This window comes from Pseudoalteromonas arctica (genome assembly GCF_012927645.1).
In the GTDB taxonomy this organism is placed as follows: domain Bacteria; phylum Pseudomonadota; class Gammaproteobacteria; order Enterobacterales; family Alteromonadaceae; genus Pseudoalteromonas; species Pseudoalteromonas arctica_A.
Map to the genome: position 1 here is coordinate 1 of NZ_JABBMT010000017.1, position 13,695 is coordinate 13,695.

13 protein-coding genes and 6 tRNA genes are annotated in these 13,695 nt (G+C 40.6%); 17 read left to right on the forward strand and 2 right to left on the reverse strand.

Features of this window, described 5'->3' with window-relative positions:
* Nucleotides 1-213: 213 nt before the first annotated feature.
* A complete protein-coding gene (locus HHO47_RS11655) occupies nucleotides 214-495 on the forward strand; it encodes a hypothetical protein (RefSeq protein ID WP_248290995.1) in 282 nt (93 codons plus the stop codon).
* 196 nt (nucleotides 496-691) lie between these two features.
* Here HHO47_RS11655 and HHO47_RS11660 read toward each other — a convergent pair.
* A tRNA-Pro gene (locus tag HHO47_RS11660) sits at nucleotides 692-768 on the reverse strand.
* 106 nt (nucleotides 769-874) lie between these two features.
* Nucleotides 875-1,495 (reverse strand): arylesterase, encoded by a 621-nt coding sequence (locus HHO47_RS11665; protein ID WP_169020447.1) that lies wholly within the window; start codon nucleotides 1,493-1,495, stop codon nucleotides 875-877.
* On the opposite strand from HHO47_RS11665, the gene HHO47_RS11670 reads away from it, so the two are divergent.
* From HHO47_RS11670 to HHO47_RS11745, 16 genes are all read left to right on the forward strand, one after another.
* Entirely contained in the window at nucleotides 1,496-2,209 is a 714-nt protein-coding gene (locus HHO47_RS11670) for an ABC transporter ATP-binding protein (protein WP_169020448.1), read from the forward strand. It begins immediately after the preceding gene.
* Nucleotides 2,199-4,700, forward strand: coding sequence for an ABC transporter permease (locus tag HHO47_RS11675; RefSeq protein WP_169020449.1), 2,502 nt, complete (start codon nucleotides 2,199-2,201; stop codon nucleotides 4,698-4,700). The genes HHO47_RS11670 and HHO47_RS11675 overlap by 11 nt, the downstream gene beginning before the upstream one ends.
* A gap of 122 nt (nucleotides 4,701-4,822) precedes the next feature.
* Nucleotides 4,823-5,347 (forward strand): crossover junction endodeoxyribonuclease RuvC, encoded by a 525-nt coding sequence (gene ruvC, locus HHO47_RS11680; RefSeq protein ID WP_169020450.1) that lies wholly within the window; start codon nucleotides 4,823-4,825, stop codon nucleotides 5,345-5,347.
* 1 nt (nucleotide 5,348) lies between these two features.
* Entirely contained in the window at nucleotides 5,349-5,966 is a 618-nt protein-coding gene (gene ruvA, locus HHO47_RS11685) for a Holliday junction branch migration protein RuvA (RefSeq protein ID WP_169020451.1), read from the forward strand.
* Nucleotides 5,967-5,973: 7 nt separating this feature from the next.
* Nucleotides 5,974-6,981: a Holliday junction branch migration DNA helicase RuvB gene (ruvB, locus tag HHO47_RS11690; RefSeq protein ID WP_169020452.1), complete on the forward strand. Its 1,008-nt coding sequence runs from the start codon at nucleotides 5,974-5,976 to the stop codon at nucleotides 6,979-6,981.
* A gap of 905 nt (nucleotides 6,982-7,886) precedes the next feature.
* Nucleotides 7,887-8,591, forward strand: a complete 705-nt coding sequence (gene tolQ, locus HHO47_RS11695; RefSeq protein WP_169020453.1) for a protein TolQ — start codon at nucleotides 7,887-7,889, stop codon at nucleotides 8,589-8,591.
* On the forward strand, nucleotides 8,578-9,012 hold the full coding sequence (gene tolR, locus HHO47_RS11700; protein ID WP_169020454.1) for a protein TolR: 435 nt from the start codon (nucleotides 8,578-8,580) through the stop codon (nucleotides 9,010-9,012). Before tolQ ends, tolR begins: the two co-directional genes overlap by 14 nt.
* A gap of 1 nt (nucleotide 9,013) precedes the next feature.
* Entirely contained in the window at nucleotides 9,014-9,940 is a 927-nt protein-coding gene (tolA, locus tag HHO47_RS11705) for a cell envelope integrity protein TolA (protein WP_169020455.1), read from the forward strand.
* Between the two features lie 9 nt (nucleotides 9,941-9,949).
* Complete coding sequence (gene tolB, locus HHO47_RS11710; RefSeq protein ID WP_169020456.1) at nucleotides 9,950-11,308, forward strand: Tol-Pal system beta propeller repeat protein TolB; 1,359 nt, start codon at nucleotides 9,950-9,952, stop codon at nucleotides 11,306-11,308.
* Between the two features lie 35 nt (nucleotides 11,309-11,343).
* Complete coding sequence (gene pal, locus HHO47_RS11715) at nucleotides 11,344-11,886, forward strand: peptidoglycan-associated lipoprotein Pal (protein WP_149982324.1); 543 nt, start codon at nucleotides 11,344-11,346, stop codon at nucleotides 11,884-11,886.
* Nucleotides 11,887-11,899: 13 nt separating this feature from the next.
* Nucleotides 11,900-12,652 (forward strand): tol-pal system protein YbgF, encoded by a 753-nt coding sequence (gene ybgF, locus HHO47_RS11720; protein ID WP_169020457.1) that lies wholly within the window; start codon nucleotides 11,900-11,902, stop codon nucleotides 12,650-12,652.
* Nucleotides 12,653-12,820: 168 nt separating this feature from the next.
* Nucleotides 12,821-12,896, forward strand: a tRNA-Lys gene (locus HHO47_RS11725).
* A gap of 71 nt (nucleotides 12,897-12,967) precedes the next feature.
* Nucleotides 12,968-13,043: transfer RNA gene (locus HHO47_RS11730), tRNA-Lys, on the forward strand.
* Between the two features lie 70 nt (nucleotides 13,044-13,113).
* Nucleotides 13,114-13,189 (forward strand) — tRNA-Lys (locus tag HHO47_RS11735).
* A gap of 71 nt (nucleotides 13,190-13,260) precedes the next feature.
* Nucleotides 13,261-13,336 (forward strand) — tRNA-Lys (locus HHO47_RS11740).
* Between the two features lie 71 nt (nucleotides 13,337-13,407).
* Nucleotides 13,408-13,483: transfer RNA gene (locus tag HHO47_RS11745), tRNA-Lys, on the forward strand.
* The last annotated feature ends 212 nt before the right edge of the window (nucleotides 13,484-13,695 follow it).

Sequence of the window (13,695 nt, forward strand, 5' to 3'; positions counted from 1 at the left end):
ATGTGGTACAACAGTAACCGATTGCATTCCTACTTAGGGTATCAAAGCCCAAATGATTTTGAATTTAAAATTAATGAGTTAGAAAAAGTAGCTTAACTAGGGTGACTGAATTTAGTTGACCAGGTCACTCAGTCTTGTAATGAGTTCAGTTCGTCAGACCTTCCTAAAACCCACCCATTAAACCACTCCGAATTGAAAGGGATTGTTAAGAGTGTGGCTAATTTCACTTGGTTCAAATATAGCTCGTCAAATAACCGTGGTAGAGCTGGACTTTTTTTACTGCAAATTAAGATCGTAACTAAAAAACTTGCTCAACAGCAGGGGGCTAAGTTTACACACAAAGCACGTAGAACAAACACAGAGGAAAAAATTACTAGAGCAATAACGAAGATACAAAGTGAAGGGAAAAAGCCTTCACAGGTACTTATAGCCAACGAAATAGGAATGACTCGACAAGCTGTTGCTAAATATAAACATCTACTAGAAATATGTTAATTATGCTGCACATCAGGGTATTAGGAAATAAGATAGGGCATGATGTTACATATTAAAGTTATTATCTAATAACTACATATGAATTAGCTGTAAGTAGTGAAGCTACATATATGCTACATGTATTAATAATATTTAGTGTGTGTAGCAATTTGTATTTTATTTAAATTGTAAGTACTTAATATTTAAATAAATTAATTGGTCGGTATGGAGAGATTCGAACTCTCGACCCCTGCCACCCCATGACAGTGCGCTACCAAGCTGCGCTACATACCGACGTTGCAAGCAATAGTACGTATATTTTTTCAAAAATCAATAAGCTTTTGTTTGTTTGAACATTTATTAAACGTACTAAGTGAAATAAATCATTTTATGAAGATTTTTAGTTATTTATCCACTCACTGATCGATTTATACATCACATCTCGTAGTATAGGTTGTGCAGTTTTGTTAGGGTGTATGTTGTCGTTTTGCATCAAGCTTTTATCTGATGCGATATCAAGCACAAAAAACGGCATTAAATGGCTGTCGGTTTCATCAGCAATGGCGGAGAAACTGGCGGTAAATAATCCGGTATAACGTGGCCCATAGTTAGGCGGAATGTGTACTTCCATAATTGCTACTTTGGCATCAGCGTGTTTGCTCTTGCTCACTAAACTGGCTAGGTTTTTTTTTAGGCGTTTAATTGGAAAGCCACGCAGGCCGTCGTTACCACCAAGCTCTATAAGTACATGGCTCGGTTGAAATTCATTAAGTAGGGCGTCTAAACGACGCAATGCGCCACCGGTGGTTTCGCCACTGATACTGGCATTGATAAGTTGGATTGGCGCTTGCTCGTTGTCGTACTTATCTTGTAACAGTTTAACCCAGCCTTGCTCTTGTTTTAAGCCGTAGGCGGCGCTTAAACTATCACCTAAAATTAAAATTGTGTTGTCAGCTGCCGCACTAAGTGGTTTGATTACTAATAGTAAAACGAAAATAAAACGTAGGATTGAATACATCATATGTCAGCGCTATCTCAATTAAATATCATTCAGGTTAAAGGTCTTTCTAAAACGGTTAATACCCTTGAAGGGGATTTGCCCATCCTCAGCGACATCACCTTTAATGTCAAGTATGGGGATTCGGTGGCTGTAGTTGGTGCATCTGGTTCAGGTAAATCTACTTTACTAAGCTTACTGGCAGGGCTGGATCAATCAACCCATGGCTCAATCTATTTGGATGGTGAGCCACTGCATGAACTTGGTGAAGAAGCGCGAGCAGCACTTAGAGCTGCCAAAGTGGGTTTTGTATTTCAATCTTTTATGTTGGTGCAAAGTTTAACCGCACTTGAAAATGTGATGCTACCTGCCGAGCTTGCTGGTAAGTCTAACGCCAAACAGCAGGCACTTGAGTTACTTGAAAAGGTGGGGTTGAGCCATCGTGTTGCGCATTATCCGTCTCAGCTTTCTGGCGGTGAACAACAACGTGTTGCTATTGCTCGCGCATTTATTGGCACGCCTAAAATTTTATTTGCTGATGAACCATCCGCTAACCTTGATAGCAAAAATGGTAAATTAATTGAGTCACTGTTATTCGAGCTAAATCAGCTCCATGGCACGACGTTAGTGTTAGTGACGCATGACGAAGCACTAGCTGCGAAATGTCAGTACGTTTTGCAAATTGAAGCGGGGCAATTAGTTAAAAATACCAATGAGGCTGTGGCGAATGTGGGCTAAATTAGCACTAAGATTATTTAGCCGTGAGTTTCGCCGTGGTGAACTTACGGTGATCTGTGCGGCGATATCGCTTGCGGTATTAACGGTTTTAACGCTTTCAATGGTAACCGACAGAATAGGGCAAAGTATCGCACAAAAAAGCAGTGCCTTTATTGCTGCGGATCGCGTGCTGGCAAGTAATCACGAGTTACCTGATGAGTATTTAACTAAAGCGGGCGAATATAACTTACAAACGGCACAACTTACTTACTTTGATACTATGTTGTTTGCTAATGACGAAATGCAATTAAGCTCAGTTAAAGCGGTGTCAGAACAGTATCCACTCAAAGGTGAGCTGAAAGTTAAATCGAGTTTAACCGGTGAGGTTGAAGTAGCCAAACAGGGGCCAACGGTTGGTAATGTGTGGTTTAGTGAATCGGTATTTTACGCATTAAATGTAAAAGTGGGTGATACGGTTGAGCTAGGTGCTGCGCAATTTAATATTGAAAAAGTATTGGTGGAAGAGCCTGATGCGCCATTTAATATTTTTTCAAGTAGTCGTCGTGTGTTGTTAAATAACCAAGATGTAGAAAAAACTGAAGTGATCCAGCCGGGCAGCCGGGTTTTTTACCGCCAGTTGTATGCAGGTGATGAGAGTAACCTTACTGACTTTTATGCGTGGCTAAAACCACAAATGAAAGAAAATCAGCAATGGTATGGCGTAAAAGACCGACAATCGCCTATTGCTAATAGCTTAAACCGCGCTGAAAGCTTTTTATTATTAGCAGGCTTATTGGGGATTATTTTAGCCGCAGTGGCAATTGCAGTGTCTGCTAAACGCTATTGTGAACGCCAATATGATCCTGTTGCGATGATGAAAACCTTAGGCGGCAGCCGCGCAATGATCCGTAAAATCTATTTACTGCATTTATCACTGGTATGTGGTTTATCTGTGATCCTTGGCTTAGCGATTGGTTATGGCTTACAAGAAATTGCCACTAACTATTTAGAAAAATCAATGAATAACACTTTACCTGCGGCGGGTTTTAAACCTTGGTTTGTAGCAATTAGCACCGGTGTGATTTGTGCGGTTATGTTTTCAATCAAACCATTACTGGATTTATTTGATATTCCACCACTGAGAGTATTGCGCCGCAGCTTGGGTGATAAGCTATTGGTGAGTAAAGTGCATTTGGGCATGTCGGCTGTGACGGTATTTTTACTGATGTGGTTATTTAGTAATAATTTAAAAATCACTGCTATTTTATTTGTTTCAACCTTGGTTTTAATCGTCCTCTTATTTTTGCTATCACGGTTAATCTTCGGTGGTGGGCGTAAGCTAGGGCTGCGCCCAGGTAATAGTTGGTCGCTTGCGATTGCTTCTATTCAAAAACGGGCGAATGCCAATGCAGTGCAGTTGATCAGCTTTTCACTTGCTATAAAGCTGTTGTTATTTTTAGTGGTACTTAAAAACGATATGATCGCTGATTGGCAGTCGCAATTACCTAGTGATGCACCGAATGCCTTTTTGGTGAATATTACAGAAAGCGAGCTGCCTGATGTGAATGCATTTTTAGAACAAAAAAACATCCAAGTATCTGACTTCTACCCTACAGTTCGTGGTCGTGTCAACGCGGTTAACGGCGAGCTAGTTGCCCGTGATGTGTCATTACAAGATAACGAAAAGAAAGATGAAGAAGCTCGCGCAGGTATTGGCCGTGAGCTAAACCTTACATGGCTTGAGCAAGCGCCTGTGCAAAATGAGATCATAGATGGGCAGTGGTTTGGCGATAATGCGGCCGCTGAGGCGTCAGTTGAAGAGTCAATGCTCGAGCGTTTAGATGTAAAACTTGGTGATACATTGACTTTTTTAATTGGTGCGCAATCGTTTGATGCAAAAATTACCAGTGTCCGTAAAGTTAATTGGGCAACCTTAAAACCTAATTTCTTTATTATTTTAAGCCCTGATGTTTTAGCTGACTTTCCGGCGACCTATATTTCATCGGTACGTATAGAAGCCGATCAAAAACGTGACTTTAGCCAGTTATTACGCAGTTACCCAACCATCAATGCCATCGATGTTGAGAGCTTTGTAAAACAAATACGTTCTACTATTGCACAAGTGTCTTTAGCAATTGGATTTGTACTGGCCATTGTAGTGCTATGCGGTGGTTTAGTATTGGTTTCTCAAGTACAAGCAAGCTTGGGTGAGCGAATGCAAGAAATTGTGATACTGCGTACCTTAGGTGCAAAAGCGAGATTAATAAAAAACGCGACCTTGTACGAGTTTTTATTACTTGGTGGCGCAGCCGGTTTTGTCGCTGCGCTGGTCAGTGATGTTGCGTTATTAATAGTACAACGAGAGATGTTTGACTTAGCAGGTAAGCTGCACCCGCATATTTGGCTGATTGGGCCATTAGTGGGGGGTGTGTTTGTGGCATCACTTGGCTACTTTATGATAGCCAGAACCATGCGTAAAAATACCCAAGGGTTACTGCGCTCTTTAGCCTAAAAGGTTAGCGATTAAACAAGCCCGTTTTTACGGGCATTTTTTATGCCAATAATACACTGGTAATTTATACAGTGCTCTGGCATTATTAGCGTACTTAACTATTTACACTGATTGGGCAAGTATTGGCTATTATTTTAGGGATTGATCCTGGCTCACGATTAACCGGTTATGGGGTGATTGCCCATCAAGGTGCTAAATTTACTTATTTAGGCAGCGGTTGTATAAAACTGGCCGATCACGAGTTTCCTATTCGATTAAAAATGATTTATCAAGGGATCAGCCAACTGATTGAACAATTTTCCCCCGATCATTTTGCCATTGAAAAAGTGTTTATGGCGCACAATCCTGATTCAGCTCTTAAATTAGGCCAAGCCCGAGGGGCTGCAATTGTTGGTGCTGCGATGGCTGATGTTCAGGTGTTTGAATACTCGGCGCGGCAAATAAAACAAGCCGTCGTTGGCAACGGTGGTGCCGATAAATCGCAAGTGCAGCATATGGTTAAAAATATTTTAAAATTACCAGGCACACCGCAAGCGGACGCCGCTGATGCATTAGCCATTGCGATATGCCATGCGCATTCAGATCAAAATTTAATAAAACTAGCGGGCAGTGCCAGTAAAACCGTTAGAGGACGATTAAGGAAATAACATGATAGGTCGCTTAAATGGCATCTTAGTAGAAAAACAACCGCCAGAAATTTTGCTTGAAGTAAGTGGGGTTGGCTATGAAGTAAATATGCCAATGACCTGCTTTTATGATTTACCAAACATTGGCGAAAATGCCATTGTGTATACTCATTTTGTAGTAAGAGAAGACGCCCAGTTATTATTTGGCTTTAATAATAAAATAGAGCGAGCATTATTTAGAGAGCTATTAAAAGCCAATGGCGTTGGGCCAAAGCTCGGATTAGCAATACTTTCAGGGATGTCGGCTCAGCAATTTGTTAGCTGCGTCAATAATGAAGATGCCACCAGTTTAGTAAAGTTGCCGGGAGTCGGTAAAAAAACCGCAGAGCGGCTGGTACTTGAAATGAAAGATCGTTTAAAAGATTGGGGTAATGACTTATTCACGCCATTTAGTGATAATGCAGTTATAGAGCCTGCCTCTGATGCACTTATAGCTAATAATGCCGCAGATGATGCAATTTCTGCGCTAGTGTCGTTGGGTTATAAATTGGCGCAAGCACAAAAAACAGTAAAATCGGTAGCCAAGCCTGATATGTCTACAGAGGTTCTTATTAAAGAATCTCTAAAATCAATGTTGTGAGTAAACCATGATTGAAGCGGATCGTTTGATAGATGCGACTGAACAAAGTAATGAAGATGTAGTCGATCGCGCGATTAGACCAAAACTATTAGCCGATTATACCGGGCAGCCCCATGTTAAACAGCAAATGGAAATATTTATAGAAGCTGCACGGAGTCGGGGTGAAGCGCTGGATCATTTATTAATATTTGGTCCGCCGGGTTTGGGTAAAACCACACTAGCAAACATTGTTGCCAATGAGCTGAATGTCAGTATTAAAACAACCTCGGGTCCAGTGCTTGAAAAAGCCGGTGACTTAGCCGCACTACTTACCAACCTTGAAGAAGGCGATGTACTTTTTATTGATGAAATACATAGATTAAGCCCGCAAGTTGAAGAAATACTTTATCCGGCAATGGAAGATTATCAACTCGATTTAATGATTGGTGAAGGACCCGCTGCTCGTTCCATTAAGCTCGATTTACCTGCTTTTACTTTAGTCGGGGCAACCACTCGCGCAGGCTCGTTAACCTCACCGCTTAGAGACCGTTTTGGTATTGTGCAGCGTTTAGAGTTTTATTCAGTGGCAGATTTATCGACTATAGTGGGGCGCTCGGCTCATTATTTAAATTTACAAATGTGTGATGAAGGTGCCATTGAAATAGCAAAACGCTCTCGTGGTACACCACGTATTGCCAATCGTTTATTACGTCGGGTACGTGATTACACGCAAGTTAAATCAGACGGGACTGTAAATGCTGAAGTGGCAGAGCTGGCACTTAACATGATTGATGTAGATAAAAGCGGTTTTGATTATATGGATCGTAAATACTTGCTCGCCATCATAGAAAAGTTTATGGGTGGCCCTGTTGGTTTAGACAACTTAGCTGCCGCTATCGGTGAAGAAAAAGAAACTATTGAAGATGTGATCGAACCTTACCTCATCCAACAAGGATTTATCCAACGTACGCCAAGAGGGCGTATTGTGTCTGATAACGCCTATCATCACTTTGGCTTATTACCCAAACAAGAATAAAGTACATTTATTGTAGCTGTACGGTGCGTATGGCTGCTATTCAAGTGTGTATTTCGCTGTGTTTAAGTTAATAGTGTGATTAGCATATTATTCGAAGTTTAGATTATCTAGTTATTTGGGCTAATACAATTCACATGCTGTTAAGTTTGTAAACGATATTGTATGCGCCATAGCGAGGCCGTGCTGTGCGTGATTTTCAGGCAAAAAAAAGCCCGCATAAAATGCGGGCAAACAACAAGTTGAAGGAAGTAATCTAAGTAACACTGCTTAAATTCATCAAGTTTTATCATGAAAAACTTTAAGCATAGCAATATGAAAAATCAGAATCATATTGCAAAGAACTGGGCTGAATGAAGTATTCATTGCTGCGCTAGCTCGGTATAGGAGAATAATACGCAATAGTTAGTTTTTGTTCAAACTAGAAAAATTTAATTTTCAGATAAAAAAAACTAATAGCAATATTTTTATGAGTGCTTTATTTTTGTTCATAAAGTTCACGGTTATATATTAATCTATTGAAATTGTAATATTTTATTTGTTTGAGTGATTTTTTTATAGATTAGTTAAACTGTTGCAATGACTATGCTTATAATCAATTATGCCTGTTTATTCATTAAGAGTGAATAAACAGGGTGTTTTACACGATTTTTTGCTTATAAATAAGCATCAAACCATGTATTTAACTCGAGTGTAGCCTTAAATAGTTGTGTTGATATTGTCGAACATGGTAATAAGAATGGTGTCAGCCTGCTCTTTAACGTTTTTTGTTGCTAATTCACAGCAATAGCGTTGTCAGTACTGAGCTGAATAGATACACTAGGTGCAACTTTTGGCCATCTTTTCGGTCATATACCTAGCGTATAATGAAATGTTATTTATACAAGAAATCTTATTAGGAGTTTAATGTGGGTTCAGGGCTTAATTTTTTAGATTTAATTCTAGAAGCAAGTTTTCTTGTGCAATTAGTTATGCTGGCGTTAGTCGCTATGTCAGTGATGTCGTGGGCAATTATTTTTCAGCGTAAAAAAGCAATTTCAGATGCATTAGCCGATACTAAGCGATTTGAGCAAAAGTTTTGGTCAGGCATTGATTTAAGTAAACTCTACAATGAGATCTCATCGCGCAGCGGTAGCTCAACTGGCGTTGAAGCATTATTTATAGCAGGCTTTAAAGAGTTTGCTCGCCATAAGAAAAACTCTTTTCAAAGTGCTAGCATTGTAATGGAGGGGACACATCGTTCAATGCGAGTTGCGTTATCGCGTGAAATCGAAAAATTAGAATCAAGTTTATCGTTTTTAGCAACGGTAGGGTCTATCAGTCCTTACATTGGTTTGTTTGGTACTGTATGGGGTATTATGAATGCTTTTATCGCGTTAGGTGAAGTTAAGCAAGCAACTCTACAAATGGTTGCCCCAGGTATAGCCGAAGCTCTTATTGCAACTGCGATGGGTTTATTCGCTGCTATTCCAGCGGTTATTGCATACAACCGCTTTGCAAATAGAGTTGAAAAGCTAGAATCTAACTACATTAACTTTATGGAAGAGTTTGCAAATATTTTACATCGTCAAGCAGCTACCCAAATAGAGGCAAAAGCGAATGTATCAGCGTAAGAAGCGTCGTCCTGTTGCAGAGATAAACGTAGTTCCTTACATTGATGTAATGCTGGTGCTACTGATTATTTTTATGGCTACTGCGCCATTGATCACGCATGGTGTAAAAGTTGATTTGCCAAAAATGGAAGAGTCCGATTTAGTTGATACTAAAGATACGCCACCTATCATTGCTTCAATTGACGCACAAGGTAAGTACTTTGTCAGTATCGGTACTGATCCTGAAGAGCCGATGGAGGCATTAGATGTTGCTGCTGTTATCAAGCTGCAACTGATGAAAAACCCAGAAACCCCAGTGATGATCAAAGGTTCAGGTAAAGTATCGTACCAAGAAGTATTGTTACTGATGGACTTCTTGAGAAGTGCTGGTGTGCCTTCAGTTGGATTAATGACTGAGTCGTTTGAAGGGAAAAAAAATTAAGATGGGTGCTTCAGTATTAAAATCAGTGTTATTGCACCTCGCTATAATAGGTGTTTTAGTCGGAACAGCGAGTTTTCATACTTCACCGCCTACCGTAATGGAAGTCACCTTGAACAAGGCTATGCCTGAGGCTGAAAATGCTGTTTCAGCGGTGACTGTTGACCAAAAAATGGTTGAACAAAAAATTGCTGAGTTGAAGCGCAAAGAAGATGATAAAAAACGTGCTGAAGACAAGCGTATTCGTGATTTAGAGCGCCGAGCATCTGATGCACGTAAACAGCGTGAAGCTGAAGATCGTCGGATCAAAAAGCTAGAGCGAGAGCGTCGCGCGAAAGAGAAAGAAACTGCACAAGCTCAAGCTCAAGCTAAAAAAGCACGTGCAATTGAACAAAAAGAACGTGAAAAAGCACAGCAGGCTGAAAAGCAAAAAGAACAAGCTGAACTTGCTGCTAAAGCAGCGGCTGAAAAACGTAAAGCAGAAGAAGAGGCATTAAAGAAAGCTGAAGACGATCGCAAGCGTGAAGAGTTAGCCGCTAAAAAACGTGCAGAAGCTGCGGAAGAAGCGCGTCAAAAAGCATTACAAGAACAAATGTTGCAAGAGCAATTAGCCACAGAGCAAGCTGCACGTAATAAGATACGTCAGCAACAGGTCGGCACTGAGGTTGATAAATATAAAGCATTAATAATGGCGCGAATTCAGCAAAATTTATTAATTGATGAAAAAATGAAGAATCAACAATGCCGTGTGAATATTCGCTTAGGTTTTAATGGCTTAGTAACGCAAGTTAAATCTTTAGGCGGAGATAAGTTAGTATGTGAAGCGGCACTTAGAGCGGTTCGTATGGCTGATACGTTGCCGGTTTCTAAAGATAAAGATGTTTTTGAGCAATTAAAAAATATTAACTTAACAATTAAGCCACAATTTTAAAGGAATGGTATGTTCAACAAGTTGAAAACAGTTTGTTTAATTTTCGTTTTAGGCTTTGCCAGTGTTGCCCACGCGGCACTAGAAATAGTCATAACCGAAGGCATTGATGGTGCGCGACCCATTGCGATCGTGCCATTTAAATATAAAGGTGTGGGGCCAATCCCACAAAAGCTTAGCGATGTGATTGCTGCGGATTTAATGCGTAGTGGTAAATTCAAACCAATCGATGTTAATGCCATGCCCCAGTTACCCAGCAAAGATGCTGACGTAGATTACGCTGCATGGGTTAATAAAGGCGTTGAAGCTATTTTAGTTGGTGAGGTTGAACAGCAAACTGATGGCCGTTACTTAGTACGCTATGAGCTGGTTGATGTTATTCGCGGGCAAATCACTGGCGGTGAAACGCAAATGATGAGCAACGGTAAACTAATTAAAAACCAAGATCATATTCAAGAAGCACGTGAAAGTGTGATTAGTGATACCGGTTTTAGACGTTATGCACACCGCATCAGTGATGTTATTTATGAGAGACTCACCGGTGAGCGCGGCGCATTTTTAACTAAAATTGCTTATGTGATTGTACGAGATGATGAACCAAAACCTTACCAGTTAGTCGTGGCAGATTATGATGGTTTTAACGAGCAGGTTTTATTACGCTCGCAAGAGCCGCTAATGTCTCCGGCATGGTCATCAGATGGTACTAAGCTTGCTTATGTAACTTTTGAAAATCGTCAAAGCCAAATTTATATCCAAGATTTATACACTGGCAAGCGTGAACTCATAACAAGTCACCAAGGTATTAATGGCGCGCCACAATTTTCGCCAGACGGTAAAAAATTATTGTTAGTCTTGTCAAAAGATAGAAACGGTGCTACAGAAGTGTATATGCTAGACTTAGCAACACGTAAAGAAACCCGTTTGACTAACCACCGTAGTATAGATACTGAACCGTCTTGGCATCCGAATGGTCAAGATATCGTGTTTACCTCTGAAAGGGGTGGTAATGCTCAGATTTATAAGTTAAATTTAAAAACAGGTAGGTCACAACGGATGACCTTTGATGGTGATATGAACCTAGCTGGTTCGATTACCCCTGACGGCAAAGAATTAGTGATGGTCAACCGTACCAACGGGCAGTACCATCTTGCTAAGAAAGAGCTGGCTACAGGCGCATTTCAAGTTTTAACAAGAACGCGCCTGGATGAATCACCGAGCGTGGCACCAAATGGTTCGATGATCATCTATAGCACGCTACATAATAATAAGCAGGTACTAGCGCTAGTATCAATGGACGGTCGCTTTAAAGCACGGTTACCTGTGCTAAATGGACAAGTAAAGGCACCCGCGTGGTCGCCTTATTTACAGTGATTTTTGCTGGTTTACTCAATATAGGAATCTACTCAATGCAACTTAATAAAATACTTAAAGGCCTGCTAATTGCTGTGCCAGTTATGACACTAGCAGCTTGTAGCTCATCTTCGGATATCGATGAAGGTGCAGCAAATCAATCAAATCAAGCGACTGTTGAGCAAACAACAGATAATGATACCGTTGAAGTTGCTACATTAACACCAGAGCAGCAAGCACAAGAAGAGCTTCGTCAGAAGTATGACGAATTGCGTCAAGAGCAAGTTATATACTTTGGTTTTGATACTGCGACTATTCAAGGACAGTACGGCGAATTGCTTCGTGCACATGCTGAGTTTTTAGTTAAAAACCCATCAGTTAAAGTATTAATTGAAGGTCATGCCGATGAGCGTGGTACACCTGAGTATAATATTGCATTAGGTGAGCACCGTGGTCAAGCAGTTGAAAAATACCTACAAAGCTTAGGTGTTTCTGCAAGCCAAATGTCAGTAGTGAGCTATGGTGAAGAAAAGCCAATGGTTAAATCACGCACTGAATCTGCTTTCGCTAAAAACCGCCGTGCGGTACTAGTTTACTAAGATTAGAGACATTATGAAGCCGAAAATTATTTTGGCAGCCATGATATTGAGCGGGAGCACCCAAATTTGGGCTGCTCCCGCTCCTGTTTCAGAAGCTGCGAGTTCACAATCGAGTATAGAAAAACGCCTTGCTGCCCTTGAAAGTATGATGCAGTCGAGAAATTTATTACAAGTTGAGTTACAGCAACAGTTAAATAGACTGCAAGATGAAGTGAGCCAAGTTCGCGGGATCACTGAAGAACAAAGCTATAAGCTTGAAAAAGTACTACAACGTCAACGTGAGCTGTATCAAGAAATTGAAAATCGCGTAAGCCAAGCTTATTCGCAACCGAGTGCATCAAGTGCTGAACAGTATGCTGAGCCTGTTGCATCGCAAGCTATTAGTTCTGATCTGTCTGAGAATGAGGCATATGAGCGTGCAGTGGCATTAATCATGAAAGACAAGCGCTACGATCAGGCAATTCCAGAGTTTCAAACGTTTTTAACGACGTATCCAAATTCTGTTTATGCATCTAACGCTCATTATTGGTTAGGGCAATTATTGACAATTAAAAATGACCCAGTAAAAGCATCGGAACATTTCAAAGTGGTGGTAAATGAATTTCCAAATTCAAATAAGCGTCCAGATGCAATGTTAAAGCTTGGTACTTTATTACACGAGCAAGGTTTAGCTGAACAAGCGTCAAAAACCTTTAACGATTTACTTAATCAATACCCAAGTACAACTGCTGCAAAATTGGCCACTGATCGCCTTTCAAAAATGTAGAATCAGCTTGATTAGACTGCTTTTTGTCATAAGCGGTCTAAAATTGGTCAACTAGACATAAAAACTTAAAAAAAGAGACATTTTCTGTTGCACTCATTTTTTAAATAAGTATTATAAGCGCCCGCAGCAAGCGAATGGTTCAACCACTCAAATTGCGATAAAAAGAGCGGGTCATTAGCTCAGTTGGTAGAGCAGTGGACTTTTAATCCATTGGTCGATGGTTCAAGTCCATCATGACCCACCATTCTTTGTTCGTTGAATAGTAGAGTGGTTATAATCGGCGGATCTACGCAGCGTGCTTAGGCACATTAGAGCGGGTCATTAGCTCAGTTGGTAGAGCAGTGGACTTTTAATCCATTGGTCGATGGTTCAAGTCCATCATGACCCACCATTCTTTATTCGTTGAATAGTGAGTGGTTATAATCGGCGGATCTACGCAGCGTGCTTAGGCACATCAGAGCGGGTCATTAGCTCAGTTGGTAGAGCAGTGGACTTTTAATCCATTGGTCGATGGTTCAAGTCCATCATGACCCACCATTCTTTATTCGTTGAATAGCAGAGTGGTTATAATCGGCGGAACTACGCAACGTGCTTAGGCACATCAGAGCGGGTCATTAGCTCAGTTGGTAGAGCAGTGGACTTTTAATCCATTGGTCGATGGTTCAAGTCCATCATGACCCACCATTCTTTATTCGTAGAATAGTAGAGTGGCTACAATCGGCGGATCTACGCAGCGTGCTTAGGCACATCAGAGCGGGTCATTAGCTCAGTTGGTAGAGCAGTGGACTTTTAATCCATTGGTCGATGGTTCAAGTCCATCATGACCCACCATTCTGGTTATTCAATTTCAGTTTAGCTGACTATTAGTTACTAAATTCATATCGCTTACATCAAAAAACAAAAAATTACTAACGCAGTTAACGCTTTATTTAGCCTACTAGAATGGTTAAATATTTAAGTAGATTGGTATTTATGAGCACCACTGTTATTTAGTTTTATATTCTCGTATAATTCGCCCCATAAATGCACTGTAGATTAAGTGG

Excerpts from the sequence above, each read along its gene's own strand:
- HHO47_RS11675 (WP_169020449.1), top strand. The coding sequence starts at position 2,199 with ATGTGGGCTAAATTAGCACTAAGATTATTTAGCCGTGAGTTTCGCCGT.
- ruvA (WP_169020451.1), top strand. The coding sequence starts at position 5,349 with ATGATAGGTCGCTTAAATGGCATCTTAGTAGAAAAACAACCGCCAGAA.
- ybgF (WP_169020457.1), top strand. The coding sequence starts at position 11,900 with ATGAAGCCGAAAATTATTTTGGCAGCCATGATATTGAGCGGGAGCACC.
- ruvB (WP_169020452.1), top strand. The coding sequence starts at position 5,974 with ATGATTGAAGCGGATCGTTTGATAGATGCGACTGAACAAAGTAATGAA.
- tolA (WP_169020455.1), top strand. The coding sequence starts at position 9,014 with ATGGGTGCTTCAGTATTAAAATCAGTGTTATTGCACCTCGCTATAATA.
- pal (WP_149982324.1), top strand. The coding sequence starts at position 11,344 with ATGCAACTTAATAAAATACTTAAAGGCCTGCTAATTGCTGTGCCAGTT.
- HHO47_RS11670 (WP_169020448.1), top strand. The coding sequence starts at position 1,496 with ATGTCAGCGCTATCTCAATTAAATATCATTCAGGTTAAAGGTCTTTCT.
- tolR (WP_169020454.1), top strand. The coding sequence starts at position 8,578 with ATGTATCAGCGTAAGAAGCGTCGTCCTGTTGCAGAGATAAACGTAGTT.
- tolB (WP_169020456.1), top strand. The coding sequence starts at position 9,950 with ATGTTCAACAAGTTGAAAACAGTTTGTTTAATTTTCGTTTTAGGCTTT.
- HHO47_RS11665 (WP_169020447.1), bottom strand. The coding sequence starts at position 1,495 with ATGATGTATTCAATCCTACGTTTTATTTTCGTTTTACTATTAGTAATC.